At 64.2% G+C, this 13,175-nt stretch carries 13 protein-coding genes, 1 tRNA gene and 1 pseudogene; 6 read left to right on the plus strand and 9 right to left on the minus strand.

Features of this window, described 5'->3' with window-relative positions; all coding sequences use genetic code 11:
• Nucleotides 1-14: 14 nt before the first annotated feature.
• The 5 genes from B4N44_RS02230 to soxB all read right to left on the minus strand — a co-directional run bounded on the left by B4N44_RS02230 (nucleotide 15) and on the right by soxB (nucleotide 6,916).
• Nucleotides 15-917, minus strand: a complete 903-nt coding sequence (locus tag B4N44_RS02230) for a DUF4007 family protein (RefSeq protein WP_296696499.1) — start codon at nucleotides 915-917, stop codon at nucleotides 15-17.
• Nucleotides 918-1,297: 380 nt separating this feature from the next.
• A complete protein-coding gene (locus tag B4N44_RS02235) occupies nucleotides 1,298-2,449 on the minus strand; it encodes a cysteine desulfurase family protein (protein ID WP_296696502.1) in 1,152 nt (383 codons plus the stop codon).
• Nucleotides 2,450-2,695: 246 nt separating this feature from the next.
• Entirely contained in the window at nucleotides 2,696-4,429 is a 1,734-nt protein-coding gene (locus B4N44_RS02240) for a cation acetate symporter (protein WP_296696504.1), read from the minus strand.
• A complete protein-coding gene (locus B4N44_RS02245; RefSeq protein WP_296696509.1) occupies nucleotides 4,426-4,734 on the minus strand; it encodes a DUF485 domain-containing protein in 309 nt (102 codons plus the stop codon). Before B4N44_RS02245 ends, B4N44_RS02240 begins: the two co-directional genes overlap by 4 nt.
• A gap of 403 nt (nucleotides 4,735-5,137) precedes the next feature.
• Complete coding sequence (soxB, locus tag B4N44_RS02250) at nucleotides 5,138-6,916, minus strand: thiosulfohydrolase SoxB (RefSeq protein ID WP_296696512.1); 1,779 nt, start codon at nucleotides 6,914-6,916, stop codon at nucleotides 5,138-5,140.
• Nucleotides 6,917-7,253: 337 nt separating this feature from the next.
• Here soxB and soxX point away from each other — a divergent pair, with 337 nt between their 5' ends.
• From soxX to B4N44_RS02275, 5 genes are all read left to right on the plus strand, one after another.
• Nucleotides 7,254-7,634, plus strand: coding sequence for a sulfur oxidation c-type cytochrome SoxX (gene soxX, locus B4N44_RS02255; RefSeq protein WP_296696514.1), 381 nt, complete (start codon nucleotides 7,254-7,256; stop codon nucleotides 7,632-7,634).
• A gap of 26 nt (nucleotides 7,635-7,660) precedes the next feature.
• Nucleotides 7,661-8,500, plus strand: coding sequence for a sulfur oxidation c-type cytochrome SoxA (soxA, locus tag B4N44_RS02260; protein WP_296696517.1), 840 nt, complete (start codon nucleotides 7,661-7,663; stop codon nucleotides 8,498-8,500).
• An 85-nt stretch (nucleotides 8,501-8,585) separates the two neighbouring features.
• Nucleotides 8,586-9,137: a hypothetical protein gene (locus tag B4N44_RS02265; RefSeq protein WP_296696520.1), complete on the plus strand. Its 552-nt coding sequence runs from the start codon at nucleotides 8,586-8,588 to the stop codon at nucleotides 9,135-9,137.
• A 66-nt stretch (nucleotides 9,138-9,203) separates the two neighbouring features.
• Nucleotides 9,204-9,878, plus strand: a complete 675-nt coding sequence (locus B4N44_RS02270) for a rhodanese-like domain-containing protein (RefSeq protein WP_296696523.1) — start codon at nucleotides 9,204-9,206, stop codon at nucleotides 9,876-9,878.
• A gap of 123 nt (nucleotides 9,879-10,001) precedes the next feature.
• Nucleotides 10,002-10,080: transfer RNA gene (locus B4N44_RS02275), tRNA-Leu, on the plus strand.
• Between the two features lie 442 nt (nucleotides 10,081-10,522).
• Here the strand turns inward: B4N44_RS02275 and traF are convergent.
• The 4 genes and pseudogenes from traF to B4N44_RS02295 form a co-directional block, all read right to left on the minus strand.
• Nucleotides 10,523-11,092 carry a conjugal transfer protein TraF gene (gene traF, locus B4N44_RS02280; RefSeq protein WP_296696526.1) on the minus strand — a complete coding sequence of 190 codons (570 nt, stop codon included), beginning with the start codon at nucleotides 11,090-11,092 and terminating at the stop codon, nucleotides 10,523-10,525.
• 89 nt (nucleotides 11,093-11,181) lie between these two features.
• Nucleotides 11,182-11,316, minus strand: a pseudogene (locus B4N44_RS02285) (conjugal transfer protein TraF); the annotation flags it as partial.
• 623 nt (nucleotides 11,317-11,939) lie between these two features.
• Entirely contained in the window at nucleotides 11,940-12,440 is a 501-nt protein-coding gene (locus B4N44_RS02290) for a GNAT family N-acetyltransferase (protein WP_414718110.1), read from the minus strand.
• A 26-nt stretch (nucleotides 12,441-12,466) separates the two neighbouring features.
• On the minus strand, nucleotides 12,467-12,748 hold the full coding sequence (locus B4N44_RS02295; RefSeq protein ID WP_296696532.1) for a DUF1778 domain-containing protein: 282 nt from the start codon (nucleotides 12,746-12,748) through the stop codon (nucleotides 12,467-12,469).
• Nucleotides 12,749-12,953: 205 nt separating this feature from the next.
• Between B4N44_RS02295 and B4N44_RS02300 the strand changes: the two genes are divergently transcribed.
• Entirely contained in the window at nucleotides 12,954-13,073 is a 120-nt protein-coding gene (locus tag B4N44_RS02300) for a type IV conjugative transfer system protein TraL (RefSeq protein ID WP_296696533.1), read from the plus strand.
• Nucleotides 13,074-13,175: the final 102 nt, after the last annotated feature.

Raw genomic sequence — 13,175 nt, forward strand, 5'->3', positions numbered from 1 at the left:
TCATCTCGGCGTCCTCATGCGGCGACCCGCCCGCGGTAGTGCCGAGAGAGGATGTCGATCGGGTCGATGACCTCGCCGCGTCGGTAAAGCTGGTGCACGCCGGCGGTGTCGCGCAGCTCGTAGCTGCGGGGATCCTGCTCGATGACACGCGCGAGACCGGTCATGAGGCCGTCCTCGGTCAGGCGGAACACTGCACCGGGTGCGGCCCAGCCCTCGGTGCTGTAGAGGACGACGCGCATCGGCAGGGCCGGCTGCTGCGGCTGCGCGGCGAAGCGTTGGGCGAGCGCAAACTGCAGGGCAACCGGCGGCAGCGCCGGGCGTGTACCGCGCAGGCTGCGATAACCGGCGTCGGGGTCGCTCTCGACAAGCCCGAGCTGTGCGAAGGGCGAGTCGAGATGCTCGTCGGTGCGCCCCTCCTCCGCGGCATACATGCGCAGCAGGGTGGAGATGTCGGATTTTAGTGTGCTCGCCGATCGCGGTGCCTTCAGCTCCTGCTCGGTGAACTCGCCGAGGGCGCGCAGGGCGTCGGCATCGCGAAAACGCGGCATGGGAAAACGGTTGAAGAACCAGAAGAAGCCGGTCGCGGACTCGGCGTTGGAGGCGATCAGCCAGTGGAGGATCCAGAGTGTCGCGTCGTCCTCAAGATAGGGGTCGCCGCGTGTGCCGAGCAGGGTGGTGCCGAGGCGTGTCGCCTTGCCGCGTCCGCTGTCGAAGCTGACCAACCCGGTGACCTGCAACCAGTAGTGGATGGCGTTGACCATGTTGCGCCCGACACCGAGTCGGATCATGGCGTCTTCGGGCCGTGAGAAGATCTCGGGATCGTCCGCCAGCGCCTCGAAGCCTTTCGGCAGCCAGCCGTAACGCAGCGGGAAGGTCTCGTGGCGCCCGAAGGTCGCCTTGGCGCGGTTGAGCTTCATGGGGAGGGTTTCATGAGGCAGGTCAACATCAGTGTTGCGAAGCGTCTACTACGCAGGGTCCGTGTCATCATGAGTGGGCTCCGAGCCCTTTTGAACTGGAAGATACACGAACCCGGATGCGACGCCAAGGGACAGCAAACCTATAGACGCTCGTGACATCCGCTCCGCGGTGCCACGAGCCGGTTTGTGCTCGTGGGCCTTGATCGTTATCCCGGCCGGCAGCGCGCGTGCCATGCGTCGTCAGGGCTTCCAGCCCTGATTCTCTCAGGCCAGGATGGCCTGACGACGCAGTGAGCCTCCCGTGTGGGCGGAATGATGATCACAGTCTGTTCGTGTCTTCGTAAGCGATTCCGGAGGGTGATCGGTCCCAAGGGCGCCGGTCAATCCGCCAAGAGTCGAATCCGGGTGATGGCTTGTCGGACGGCGTCGGCGGCTTGGTCGATCTCGGCCTCGGTATGGTCGCGGCCGAAACTGATGCGGACGGCTCCGTAAAGCGCCCACTCCTCGACCTCCATCGCGCGTAGGACGTGCGAGGGCTCGACGGCGCCGGAGGAGCAGGCGGATCCGGAGCCGATCGCGATCTCTTCGGCGAGTTGATTGATGAGTGCGTCGCTCGGCACACCCTCGAAGGAGAGGTTGAGGATGTAGGGCGATGTCCGGGACGGGTCGCCGTTGACGTGGACGCGGAGATCCTCGTCGAGACGCTGCAGGAATCGCTGCTTGAGTGCGATCACGCGTCGGAGATCCTGATCGCGGCGTACCGCCACGCGGGTGAGCGCGCTGCTCAGGCCAACGATCTGATGGGTCGCGAGTGTCCCGGGGCGCAGTCCGTATTCCTGGCTTCCGCCGTCCATCAGGGGGCGAAGTCGCACATGCCGGCGGTTGCGCACGAGAAGACAGCCGACGCCTTTCGGGCCATGGAACTTGTGTGCGGAGAGCGACAGGAGGTCGATCGGGATCCGCGTGAGGTCGATCGCGAATTTACCCGCGCCTTGCGCCGCATCGACATGGAAAAGGACGCCGGCCTCCGCGACCGCGGCGGCGACCTCGGCGATCGGCTGCATGACGCCGGTCTCGTTGTTGGTGTGCATCAGCGAGACCAACAGGGTCTCGGGGCGCAGGGCCGCGACGATGGACTCGGGCGTGATCCAGCCGCCGCGGCTCGGCTTCACGTAGGTGGTTTCCACGCCGTCGGACTCCAAAGCCCGACAGCAGGCGAGCACGGCCTTATGCTCGATCGCTGAGGTGACCAGGTGGCGCCCCTGCGCACGGTATCCCAAGGCGATGCCGCGCAGCGCGAGGTTGTTCGCCTCGGTCGCACCGGCCGTGAAGATGACCTCGTCGGCGTCGCATCCGAGTTCGGCGGCAATCGCCGCGCGCGCGGCCTGCACATGTTGCGCCGCATCTCGGCCTTGCGGGTGAGTTGTCGAGGAGGGATTGCCGGGGACGTTGCGCAGGACGTCGATCATGTCCTCGATGACGTCGGGATCGACCGCAGTGGTTGCGGCGGTATCGAAGTAGAGCGGCTGCATGGCGTTTGGCTGATGGCGTGTTGGTGTCGACGTCGACAGGTCGCCGTTCGGTGCAGCCAAGTAGGCCTTAGGTGGGGTCGAGACGCAAGCCGCCGGATGTCCGTTGATCTGCGCTCGGCAAATCAACGGACATCCGGCGGCTTGTGAAGACCCCGCGGCGCAGAGAGGATGGGTTTCGCTTTGCTCCAACCACACTAGGCTTGATGTGGATGGGTTGCGGTGTGCGCTACCCATCCACATCGCGGCTTAGTGGCTTGCCGCACCCTCGGCACCGATGCCGGTTTCGCAACGGATCCGCTGGGCTGCATAGGCCGCACGATCGATCTTGGAGCGCTCGGAGCTGTCGAGGATCGAGAATAGCCAGATGCAGAAGAAGGCGATCGGGATCGAGATGATCGCCGGGTTGTCGAGCGGGATCAGCCCGACCGGAACCGCAACGCCCTCTGCATTGACCGCCGTGAAGCCGAGCACGTCGCCCCACACCGCCTTGGAGACGATCGTGAGACCGACCGCGCTGAAGAGTCCGGCGAAACCGCCGATCATCGCACCGCGCGTCGTCATCTTGCTCCAGAAGATCGAGGCCACCAGCACCGGGAAGTTGGCGCTCGCCGCGATCGCAAAGGCCAAGCCGACCATGAAGGCGACGTTCTGGGATTCGAATGCGATGCCCAGAGCGATCGCGAGCACGCCAAGGGCCAGAGTCGCGATGCGCGAGACGCGGATCTCGGTCGTCTCGTTGCTGCGACCGCGCGCGATCACGTTGGCGTAGAGGTCATGGGAGATCGCCGATGCCCCGGCGAGTGTCAGACCCGCGACGACGGCGAGGATGGTCGCGAAGGCAACCGCCGAGATGAAGCCGAGGAAGAGGTTTCCGCCGACCGCTTCGGCCAGGTTGATGGCGACCATATTGGTGCCGCCCGACAGCCCGGTAATCAACTGATCCTTGATCACGGAGCCGTCTGCCGCAAGCGCCTCGGGCTTGAAGAACTGCGGGTTCTGCGACAGCAGCACGATCGCTGCGAAGCCGATGATGAAGGTCAAGATGTAGAAGTAACCGATGAAGCCCGTGGCGTAGAAGACCGATTTACGGGCCTCTTTGGCATTCGGGACGGTGAAGAACCGCATGAGGATATGCGGCAGACCGGCGGTACCGAACATGAGGGCCAGACCCAGCGAGATGGCGTTGACCGGATCCTTGACCAAAGAGCCCGGGCCCATGATGGCGTCGCCCACCGGGCTGATTTCCACGGCCTGTCTGAACATCTCCTCGGGGGAGAAGTTGAACACGGCGAGCGCGGCACCGGCCATGAAGGTCGCACCCGAGAGCAACAAAACGGCCTTGATGATCTGCACCCAAGTGGTCGCGGTCATGCCGCCGAAGATGACGTAGGTCATCATCAGGAGCCCGACGGACACGACGGCGATCCAGTACTCCAAACCGAACAGCAACTGAATCAGCTTGCCCGCACCGACCATCTGAGCGATCAGGTAGAAGGCGACCACGACCAGCGAGGAGACGGCCGCCATCGTGCGGATCTCGGTCTGACCGAAGCGATACGAGGTGACGTCGGCGAAGGTGAACTTGCCCAGGTTGCGGATCTGCTCGGCCATGAGGAACATGATCACCGGCCAGCCGACCAGGAAGCCGATGGAATAGATCAGTCCGTCGTAGCCGGTCGCGAAGACCAAGCCGGAGATACCCAGGAAGGAGGCCGCCGACATGAAGTCGCCGGCGATGGCCAAGCCGTTCTGCATGCCGGTAATGCCGCCACCGGCGGTGTAGAAGTCACTCGCGCTGCGTGTCCGCTTGGATGCCCAGTAGGTGATGCCCAGGGTCGCGCCGACGAAGATCATGAACATCACGATGGCCGTCACGTTCACGCTGCTCTGAACGACGGTGCCCGTCAGTGCGGGTGCGGCGGCGATTCCGAAGGGGACCAAGAGGGCAACAAACACGCCCCACATTCCGAGACGTGTCATTGGAAAGCCTCCTGGATCTCTTTGGTGAGACGATCGAACTGCCCGTTCGCACGAGCAACGTAGATCCCCGTCAGGATGAAGGCACCCAAGATGATCAGGATGCCGACCGGCATGCCGACGGTCATAGTCCAGCCTTCGGCCACCGGAATGGCCAGCCATGCCGGCTCGAAGGCGATGACGAGGATGAACCCGTAGTAAATGATCAGAATGGCGGCGGTCAGGGTCCAAGCGAAGCGCTTGCGCGCGCGGATCAGCTCTCGATAACGCGGATGTGCCGCGATGGCATCGACCGTGTGTTGCTTCATAGGGGTACCTTTAGGAGGCGGTGGTTTTTGATCGTCCGACGCTCGCCGATCAGACACCATCGATCGGTATCGGAAAACGGCACATGAGACCCGGACCTACGGCACCCGGGAGGTCTCGGCCGACAGGGGCGCAGCGTCCCCGGCGGGATGATTCGATCAGGCGATCGCCGGGCTCGGGGAGCGCGCGATTGTGTTGGCGCGGCGGGGTTGCGTCAATGATCCATGTATTCTTTCTATCTATCCGAAGAATTGATAAATCCGACGGCGCGCAGAGTGCTTCGGTACAGCGCCGTCGATGACGCGGATGGCCTCGGGGCCGGACGGGATCCGGCCCGAGACGAACCCCCGAATGGGCGGTCCGCCGCAGGCCGGAGGCGAGCGACGCGCAGCGTCGGCTCCGGGTCTACATGAACGGATAATCCGCGATGCCCGGATTGCCCGCTACGTTCTTGAGTTTCGGCGTGTTGAGCTTCTCGAGCTTGACCGTCTTGATGTCGCGCAGATAGGTCGCGACCGTGTCCCAGATCGGCTCGCCCGGCGATTGACTGCCGACCGTCGCCCAACCGGCAACCACGTAGTTCTTGTCGGCCTCGATCTTGGTGCCGTCGTCGAGCGCCATGTCCAGGATACGCTCGCCCATGGAGGCGGTCGGATCGCAGACATAGTCCAGCCCGCCGACCCGCACCATGTCACCGCCCTGCTGGACATAGGGATCCGGGTTGAAGAGGTTGTCGCAGACGTCTTCGAGGATCAGCTTGATCTCCGCGCCGGTCATCTCGCGCCGATAGGTCTCGGGATAGGTGATGCAGGTCTGATCCATGACATGGTCCATGGTGATCTTCTGGCCCGGCAGCACGGTCGTACCCCATCGGAAGCCCGGCGAGAGGCTGATCTGGGCGTCGTTGACCTTGCGCAGCGCGTCGCAGATGACCTGATCGAAGGTGCCGTTGAAATTGCCGCGGCGAAACAGCGTTTCCTCGGCAGTCGCCAGCTCTTCTTCCAGTTGGGCCTTGTAGGGTGCACGCACGCCCGTGATGTACTCGACCATCTCGGCGTTCGGGGCCAGCAGATTGGAAAACACCGGCAGCAGGCGATAGCGGAAATCCTGCAGCTTGCCGTCCTTCACCTCCATGTCCATGACGCCCAGATACTTGCCGTTGGATCCGGCGTTCGTCACCAGGGTCTTGCCGGAGGCGTTCTCGACGATGGTCGGCGCCGGCATCCCGTCGTGCGTATGACCGCCGAAGATGACGTCGATCCCGGTCACGCGCGAGGCCATCTTCAGGTCCACGTCCATACCGTTGTGCGACAGCACGACCACCAGATCGGGTTTCTCGTCCTCGCGGACCTGATCGACGATCTCCTGCATCCGCCCGTCCTCGATACCGAAGGTCCAGTCCGGCATGAAGCGTTGCGGGTTGGCGATCGGCGTGTAGGGGAATGCCTGCCCGACCACGGCGACCTTCACGCCGCCGACCTCTTTGATGGTGTAGGGTTTGAAGGCCAAGCCCATGTCCTCGTCGAAGCCGGCGAAATCCGCGAAGCGGTAGTCGAAGAGCGCCTCTTCTCGGACCTTGACGTTCTGAGCGACGAAGTCGCCCTTGAACTCGCCGATATTCTTGATGACCTCCTCGTCGAGGTAGGTGAATTCCCAATGGCCGGTCATGACGTCGACGCCGAGCAGATTACAGGCGCCGACCATATCCATGCCGCGGGTCCAGTAGGCGGTCCCCGAACCCTGCCAGGTGTCGCCGCCGTCGAGCAATAGGCTGTTGCCGTCGCCGCGCTCGCTGCGGACGCGCTCCACCAGGGTCTTGAGATGGGCAAAGCCACCGACCGCGCCGTATTTTTCGGCACCGGCGTCGAAATCGAGGAAGGTGAATGCGTGTGACTCGATGCCGCCGGGATCGACCCCGAAGTGCTTCAGAAACGCCTCGCCCACGACGTGCGGTGCCTGCCCGAAAGCCGGACCGATGCCGAGGTTGACGTTCGGCTCGCGGAAATAGACCGGGTTCAACTGCGCGTGCGTGTCGGTGATGTGCAGGAGGGTGACGTTGCCGAACTTCGGCACCTCGTAGAGATCGGCCGGCATCCGCTTTGCGGCGAAAACCGACGCGGGGAACATCCCGGCAGCACCGGCCATTCCCATGAGTCGCATGAATTCACGTCTTGATAGTGACATTGGTTTTTAGTCCTCCGTTTAGCTGCAAGTGCGCCCCCCGTGACCGGGACCGACGGCGTGGTGAAACCCGACTAGTATGCCCGGTCAAGGGTCGCGAATGCCATCGCCGAGCCCTCCGCGGGTCAGATTATCGCTTCTGTACGAGTCGTTCCGCGTCGCACCTTGGGAGTCGGACATTTTCAATTCGACGTGTTAGGATTCGTCCGACAGAAGATCGCGGCGTCAACGAACGACCGTGGAAAGACCGCGCGACGACGCGGAGATCAGACAAGAAATCAGGGTCCGGAGCAACTCCGAGCCCACGTCGTTACAGCAGAGACCTCAGGAGGCTACACGCATGCTGTCCCTACGCCCGATCAGAGCGAGCGCGATCGCTCTTGGCCTTGGATTATCCACACTTGCCGTCGTCGCCGCGGCAGTCGATATGCCTGAACTGGACCTCAACGGAGATGCCGCGGCCGGCAAGGCCGTGGCCGAAGACCGCGGCAAAGGCAACTGTTTAGCCTGTCATATGATCGTCGGTGCCGAAAGCCCCGGAGCCATCGGCCCGGCCTTGATCGCCATGCAGACCCGTTATCCGAGCAAGGAAGCCCTCGCCCGCCAGATCTGGGACGCGACCGTCAAGGCGCCCGAGGCCGCCATGCCGCCGTTCGGCAAGCACGAGATCCTGAGCAACCAGGAATTCGCCGACGTCGTCGAGTATATCTGGACACTCTAAGAGCGACCTTCGGAGGCAAACAAATAATGTCTAAGTTATTGCTGTCGTTCACCGCTGTCGGACTCGCCTGCTCGCTCTGCGTCCCGGCGCTCGCCTCGACACCCGAGGAAGACAAGGCCGTCTTCCAAGCCTATTTCACCGAACGCTTCCCGACTGTTCCGTTGCAGGACTTTGCCAACGGCGTCTACTCGGTGGACCCGGTCGGGCGCGAAAACTGGGAGGCGATCGAGGAATTCCCGCCCTACGAGAACGCACTCACGGCCGGCGAGGAAATGTGGAACACGCCGTTCGCAAACGGCAAAACCTACGCGGATTGCTTCCCGGATGGTCCGGCCATCGTCGGCAAGTACCCCTATTGGGACAAAGACCGCGGTATGGTCATCACCTTGCCGCTCGCCATCAACGAGTGCCTCGAAGCCAACGGCGAGAAGCCGCTCGATTACGCGAAGGGTCCGATGGCGGACATCACGGCTTACATGGCGTATGAATCGCGCGGCCAGGTGACGAACGTGGAGATTCCCGCCGACGACCCCCGCGCCGTCGCGGCCTTCGAGGCGGGCAAGGAGTTCTACTTCGCACGACGCGGTCAGTTCAACTTCTCCTGCAGTCATTGCCACTTCGGCAACTCGGGCACGACGCTGCGCACCGAGATGCTCAGCCCGGCCTTCGGCCACACCACGCACTGGCCGGTCTATCGCTCCAAGTGGGGCGAGATGGGCACGCTGCATCGCCGGTATAAAGGCTGCAACGAGCAGGTGCGCGCGGCACCCTTCCCGCTTCAGGGCGAGGAGTATCGCAACCTCGAGTTCTTCATGACCTACGTGAACAACGGCTTGGAGCTCAATGGGCCCGGCGCACGCAAGTAACGCACGCCAATAACGCCGCCAGAGGCACCGGGCGCGCCCACGTGGCGCGCCCTCTTGCACAGCGCACGAGAGGAGTCCCAACACGATGTCGATTCGCAGTGTAATCAGAACGATCTTCATCGGCGGCCTGTTGGTCGCCCTGCCCGCGACCAGCGCATGGGCGACCCACAGATCCGAAGCCGAGCAGGCGATCGAAGAGGCCAAGGCCGCACACGCCGCTGCGCAAACAGCCGGCGTCGCTTCCGATGAGAGCGCCTCGATGATCAAAGAGGCCGAGGCGATCATGCCCGAGCGCCAGTTCACGAAGGCCCGCGAGCTGGCCCTCAAGGCGATGAAGCAGGACACCTTCGCCGTCGAGCAGGCGCAAGGCGGCACCGTCGATGCCGGCGCGGCGAAACAAGCCGAAGAGGCCATCGCCGCAGCGGAGGCCGCGCGCAAGAAGGCAAGCTCGGTCCGGGGCGAGTGGCGCGACACCGGGAAGCTCATCAAAGAGGCGCAGGAGCTCGCCAATTCGGGCGATTTTGCCGGTGCGATCGCTCGTGCCGAGAAGGCACGGCGTCAAGGCGAAATGGGCTACGAGCAAGCCATTCGCGAGCAAGGGGCGACCTTCCCCACCTACGTGAAGAAACCGCAGTGACGGGATGACCGGGTCGCACAGACCCGTGACGGCCGACCCTCTCAAATCGGATTAAGGAGACCATCGATGCTGAAACAGACCACCACTGCAACACTTCTGATCGTGCTCGCAAGCGCCTTGCCCGCCACCCTGCTCGCTGCCGACAACCGGATCTCGGCGGACATCGAGAGCATGGATGTCATGCACAACGGCCAGACCGTGACCATTCAACGCGGTCACGACCGTGACGCGATCCTTCCCGCGATGTTCCAGAAGACCGATCGCGGCTGCCCGCCCTTCTGCGTGCAACCGATCGTCGCCCTCCCAGGCGTCGGCACCATCGGCGAGCTGGAAATGCTCGACTATCTGAACCGCAAGTCCAAGGGTGACGACAGCATCCTCGTCGTCGACTCGCGCGCCCCCGACTGGGTGATGCGCGGGACCATCCCGGGCGCGATGAATATCCCCTGGAACAAGATCAGCTCGGATGCCGCCGGAACCTTCGAAACACCCGAGCAAGCCGATTCCTTCCGGCAGATCCTCGCGGACGAGTTCGACGGCCGCTTCGACGCCGAGAAGAACGCCTGGGACTTCACCAGCGCCAAGACCCTCATCCTCTTCTGCAACGGCATCTGGTGCGGGCAGTCTACCGAGAATATCAAGACCTTGGTCGGTCTCGGCTACCCGGTGCACAAGCTCAAGTGGTATCGCGGCGGCATGCAGGACTGGGTCAGCGTCGGCCTGACGACCGTCAAGCCCTGAACGGCATCGCCGGTCCGCACTCGGGGGCTACCGCCGACATCTCGCGAAAGGCGCCTTCGGGCGCCTTTCGTCGTTGTCTTCAAAGTTAACCCTCTCGTCGGATCCGCAGTAGAATAGCGGCGCGCGCGGGTGGCGGAACTGGTAGACGCACTGGATTTAGGTTCCAGCGNNCGTGGGGGTTCGAGTCCCCCCTCGCGCACCAATACCTTCAAAGGCTTGGGTCATCCGATCCCCGCCAATTCGGTAGCCTCGTCCGGAGCGTGACTAAAACGCAACCTATCGAGCCTGCCGACGGTCGTCCTCAGATGTTCCGGGGCGAGGTGGGCGTAACGTTCGGTCATCATGATTGGTCTTGCTTACGCTTTCTAGGCATGTGCTTCTCTCCCGCACAGCCTGCCCCGCGCGGTTTGGATTATTACTCGGAGCGTTCTCCCCGTCTACGAACTGCCGTAGGCTGGCCGCATTGACCCGCACCGCACGGCCGATCCTGATGCGCGAAAGCACGCAGTTCGGGTCGTCGAGAAGTGAGATTGACCATGCTGTCGAATATGACGCTCGACTCTGGGTGGCGATACCGGCCGCCTCGGCGGCGGGTGTCGNNGCCGTCACGGCGATCAGGACAAGGGTCGGTGCGAATCGAATCTTCATCGGGGGGCCTGGCTGGAGTCGGGTCGGGTGTCGGATCGGGTGTCGGGAAGAACGGTGGCGCGCAGTGCCTCGAGCAAGGCGCTCGGGTCCTCGGGGAGTGCGGCGAGTGTCGCGGCCGCGCTGCGGGCATCGGCGGGACCCGATCGGATGCGGTTCGCCTCGGCTTCTGTGACCCAGCCGGCCTGGACCGCGGCGAGGACGATGCGATCCCGCAGCTGGGCGAGCGAGAGCAGTCCCTGGGCGATCGGGGCCACCGCGCCCTGGTCCGGGCGGGCGAGGAACATCGCCGNNAGCGAGACAGCCAGCACCGCGAAGCCGTAGCGCTGCGCGAGGGCCTCCAGGAGCGGTGCCTGGGCATCGCAATAGGGACAGTCCGAGCGGAAGAAGAACCAGAGCGCGGTCTCCCCGGCGAGGCGTTCGAGCAGCGCATCGCCGGCGGCGCTCGCCTGTTTGTCGGCCAGGTTCGCCCCGAAGTTGGCGGTGGGACGGCGGGTGATCTCGTCGAGGACGGGATCGCCCTGCACCACGCGTTCGGACACCCGAGCGAAGCGCGAGGACTGGTCCATCGCGATGCGCTGCAGGTGCAGTTAGACCGCCAGTTCTCGGGGGACGGATCGTCGATGGCGCGGTCGCGGTAGGTGTCCAGGTGCTCGCGGAACCATTGGGCGGACAGCGGCGCCGGTCCGGGGGACACCTCCGCGACGGGCTCGGACGGCGCCCGCTCCGACGGCTCCGGGTCGAACGCACGCGGTGGCTCGGCGCTCGGCGGCGGCACGACCGGCACCGGCACCGGCGGCTCCCGGTACCAGAACCAGCCCTCGGCATCGCGTGCGTAGAAGCCGCCCCCCCGGGTGACGCCGGAGTCGGCCCGGCCGTCAGCGCGACCAGGAGGCCCGCGGCGAAGGCGTCAGCGCGAGGCTACTTCGATACCCACCTGCCGCACTGGCAGGAGCATGCCGGCCCCTACCTCAACAAGGCGCGCGAGGTCTGCTCGCCTTCTACCGCGAGCGCGTGCGCGGCGAGCATCCCTCGACCGTCATCGACGGACTCGGGGGCCTGCTCGAGCACGAGGCCGTGCACTTCGGCAAGATGGTCGCGAGCCTCATGCCGGTGATCGTGATGCTCACCTCCGGACACCTGGAGGGCCTGCTCTCCCCCGACGAGACGGACCCGAACGATCCGCGCCGAGCGGCCTCGATCGGGGAGATCATCGCCCGGCGCGAGGTCCTCTACGTGGGTCTCGACAGTCTCTCCGACCCCAAAGGCCGCTTGCCGATCCTCGGCGAGCCCCTGCCGAGCGGTGACGACACGGATGCCACACCGTCGCGATCCGATCGGTCGACTTGCGCTGTCGGCCCTGTCGCGGGCCGACGTCCAGACGCTGCGCACCCTGGAGCGCAACCACTGCGCATGTTACGACCGGGCAAGGCCCGTCTCCGACAGACGTTTTGCAATCTCGCTGATCGGGATGAAGAGGCGGTTGGATTGGCTTGTAAGGCGATGAAACCCCAGACGAGCATAGAACGCGGCAGCGTGATCGTCCTTTGCATCCACGACAAGCGCATAGATCGCCGGTTCTGCCCGGACGGCGCGGGCAACGGCATCGACGACAAGGACTGCACCCAGACCCTGTTGTTGATGACGACGGTCAACGGCCAAGCGCCCGATCAGTCCGGCAGGAAGTGATGGGTAACGCGGCAAACGTTTGGTCAGGCTCTCGGGCAAGTCGACCAGCGGGATGCCCGCCGCCGCAAAGGTGTAGTAACCGACAATCTGGTTATCGGCATTCAGCATCACAAAGCAGTTGCTCACGCGACGCCGGACGTCCTGCGCGACGCGTTCTCTGAAATACCGATCCAGTGCGTCGACTCCGCTGCAAAAGGACCCGCGATCCTGCGCTCCGAGAAGCTCGATACGGAATCCGTCTCCGGGCACGAGCGTTACGCGCTCAAGCGAAGGTAGCGTGCGACGGCGCGCTCCATCGAGGGCGTGAGCGGTTCCGGGTTCAGCAACGCCTCCGCGAACCTGTGCTGATCCTCGACGGACAGTCGGATGATGCAGGCCTCCTCGATGGCGCGATGGGCCGCGTCCCGAGCGGCGTCGACGACAAAATCGCTGACACTGCGTCCCTGGAGCTCGGCGGCGCGTTTGACCACGGCTAGTACCTCGGGCGATACCCGGGCCTCGAAGCGGGCGGTGCGGATCGTTTCTCTCGGCATCATGGTGTCCTCGGTTTCTCGTATTAGTGTACGTAACTAAGCCGTACGTTGTAAACCACCAAGGTCACGACGCCGCGTCGCCGTGACGGCGATCGCGACGCCGTTCCACCTGCGGCAAAGCGCGCGTTTGTGGCGAGTTTGCGCCATCGCCGGCCGGAAAGACGTGACGCACCATGCGCTCACGTGAGGACCGCGCCACAGGCACCCGATGGAGACCCTCGACTTTCCCCACCACATCGACGAACCGCCCACGCTGCTGCTCTGGCGCATGGACGATCTGATGCCGCTGGTGCTGGCGCTCGTCGTCCGATCTGCGCCAATTCGGTGACCTCGTCTCCACTTCGCAAGAAGCGCGTTGTTGGCCAAGCCGATCCTGTTGTGCCGTCGGCCGTTCTGGCCGTACACCACGGGGGATCCGGCGGCAGCTTGG

Source organism: Thiocapsa sp. UBA6158, from assembly GCF_002423035.1.
GTDB lineage: Bacteria > Pseudomonadota > Gammaproteobacteria > Chromatiales > Chromatiaceae > Thiocapsa.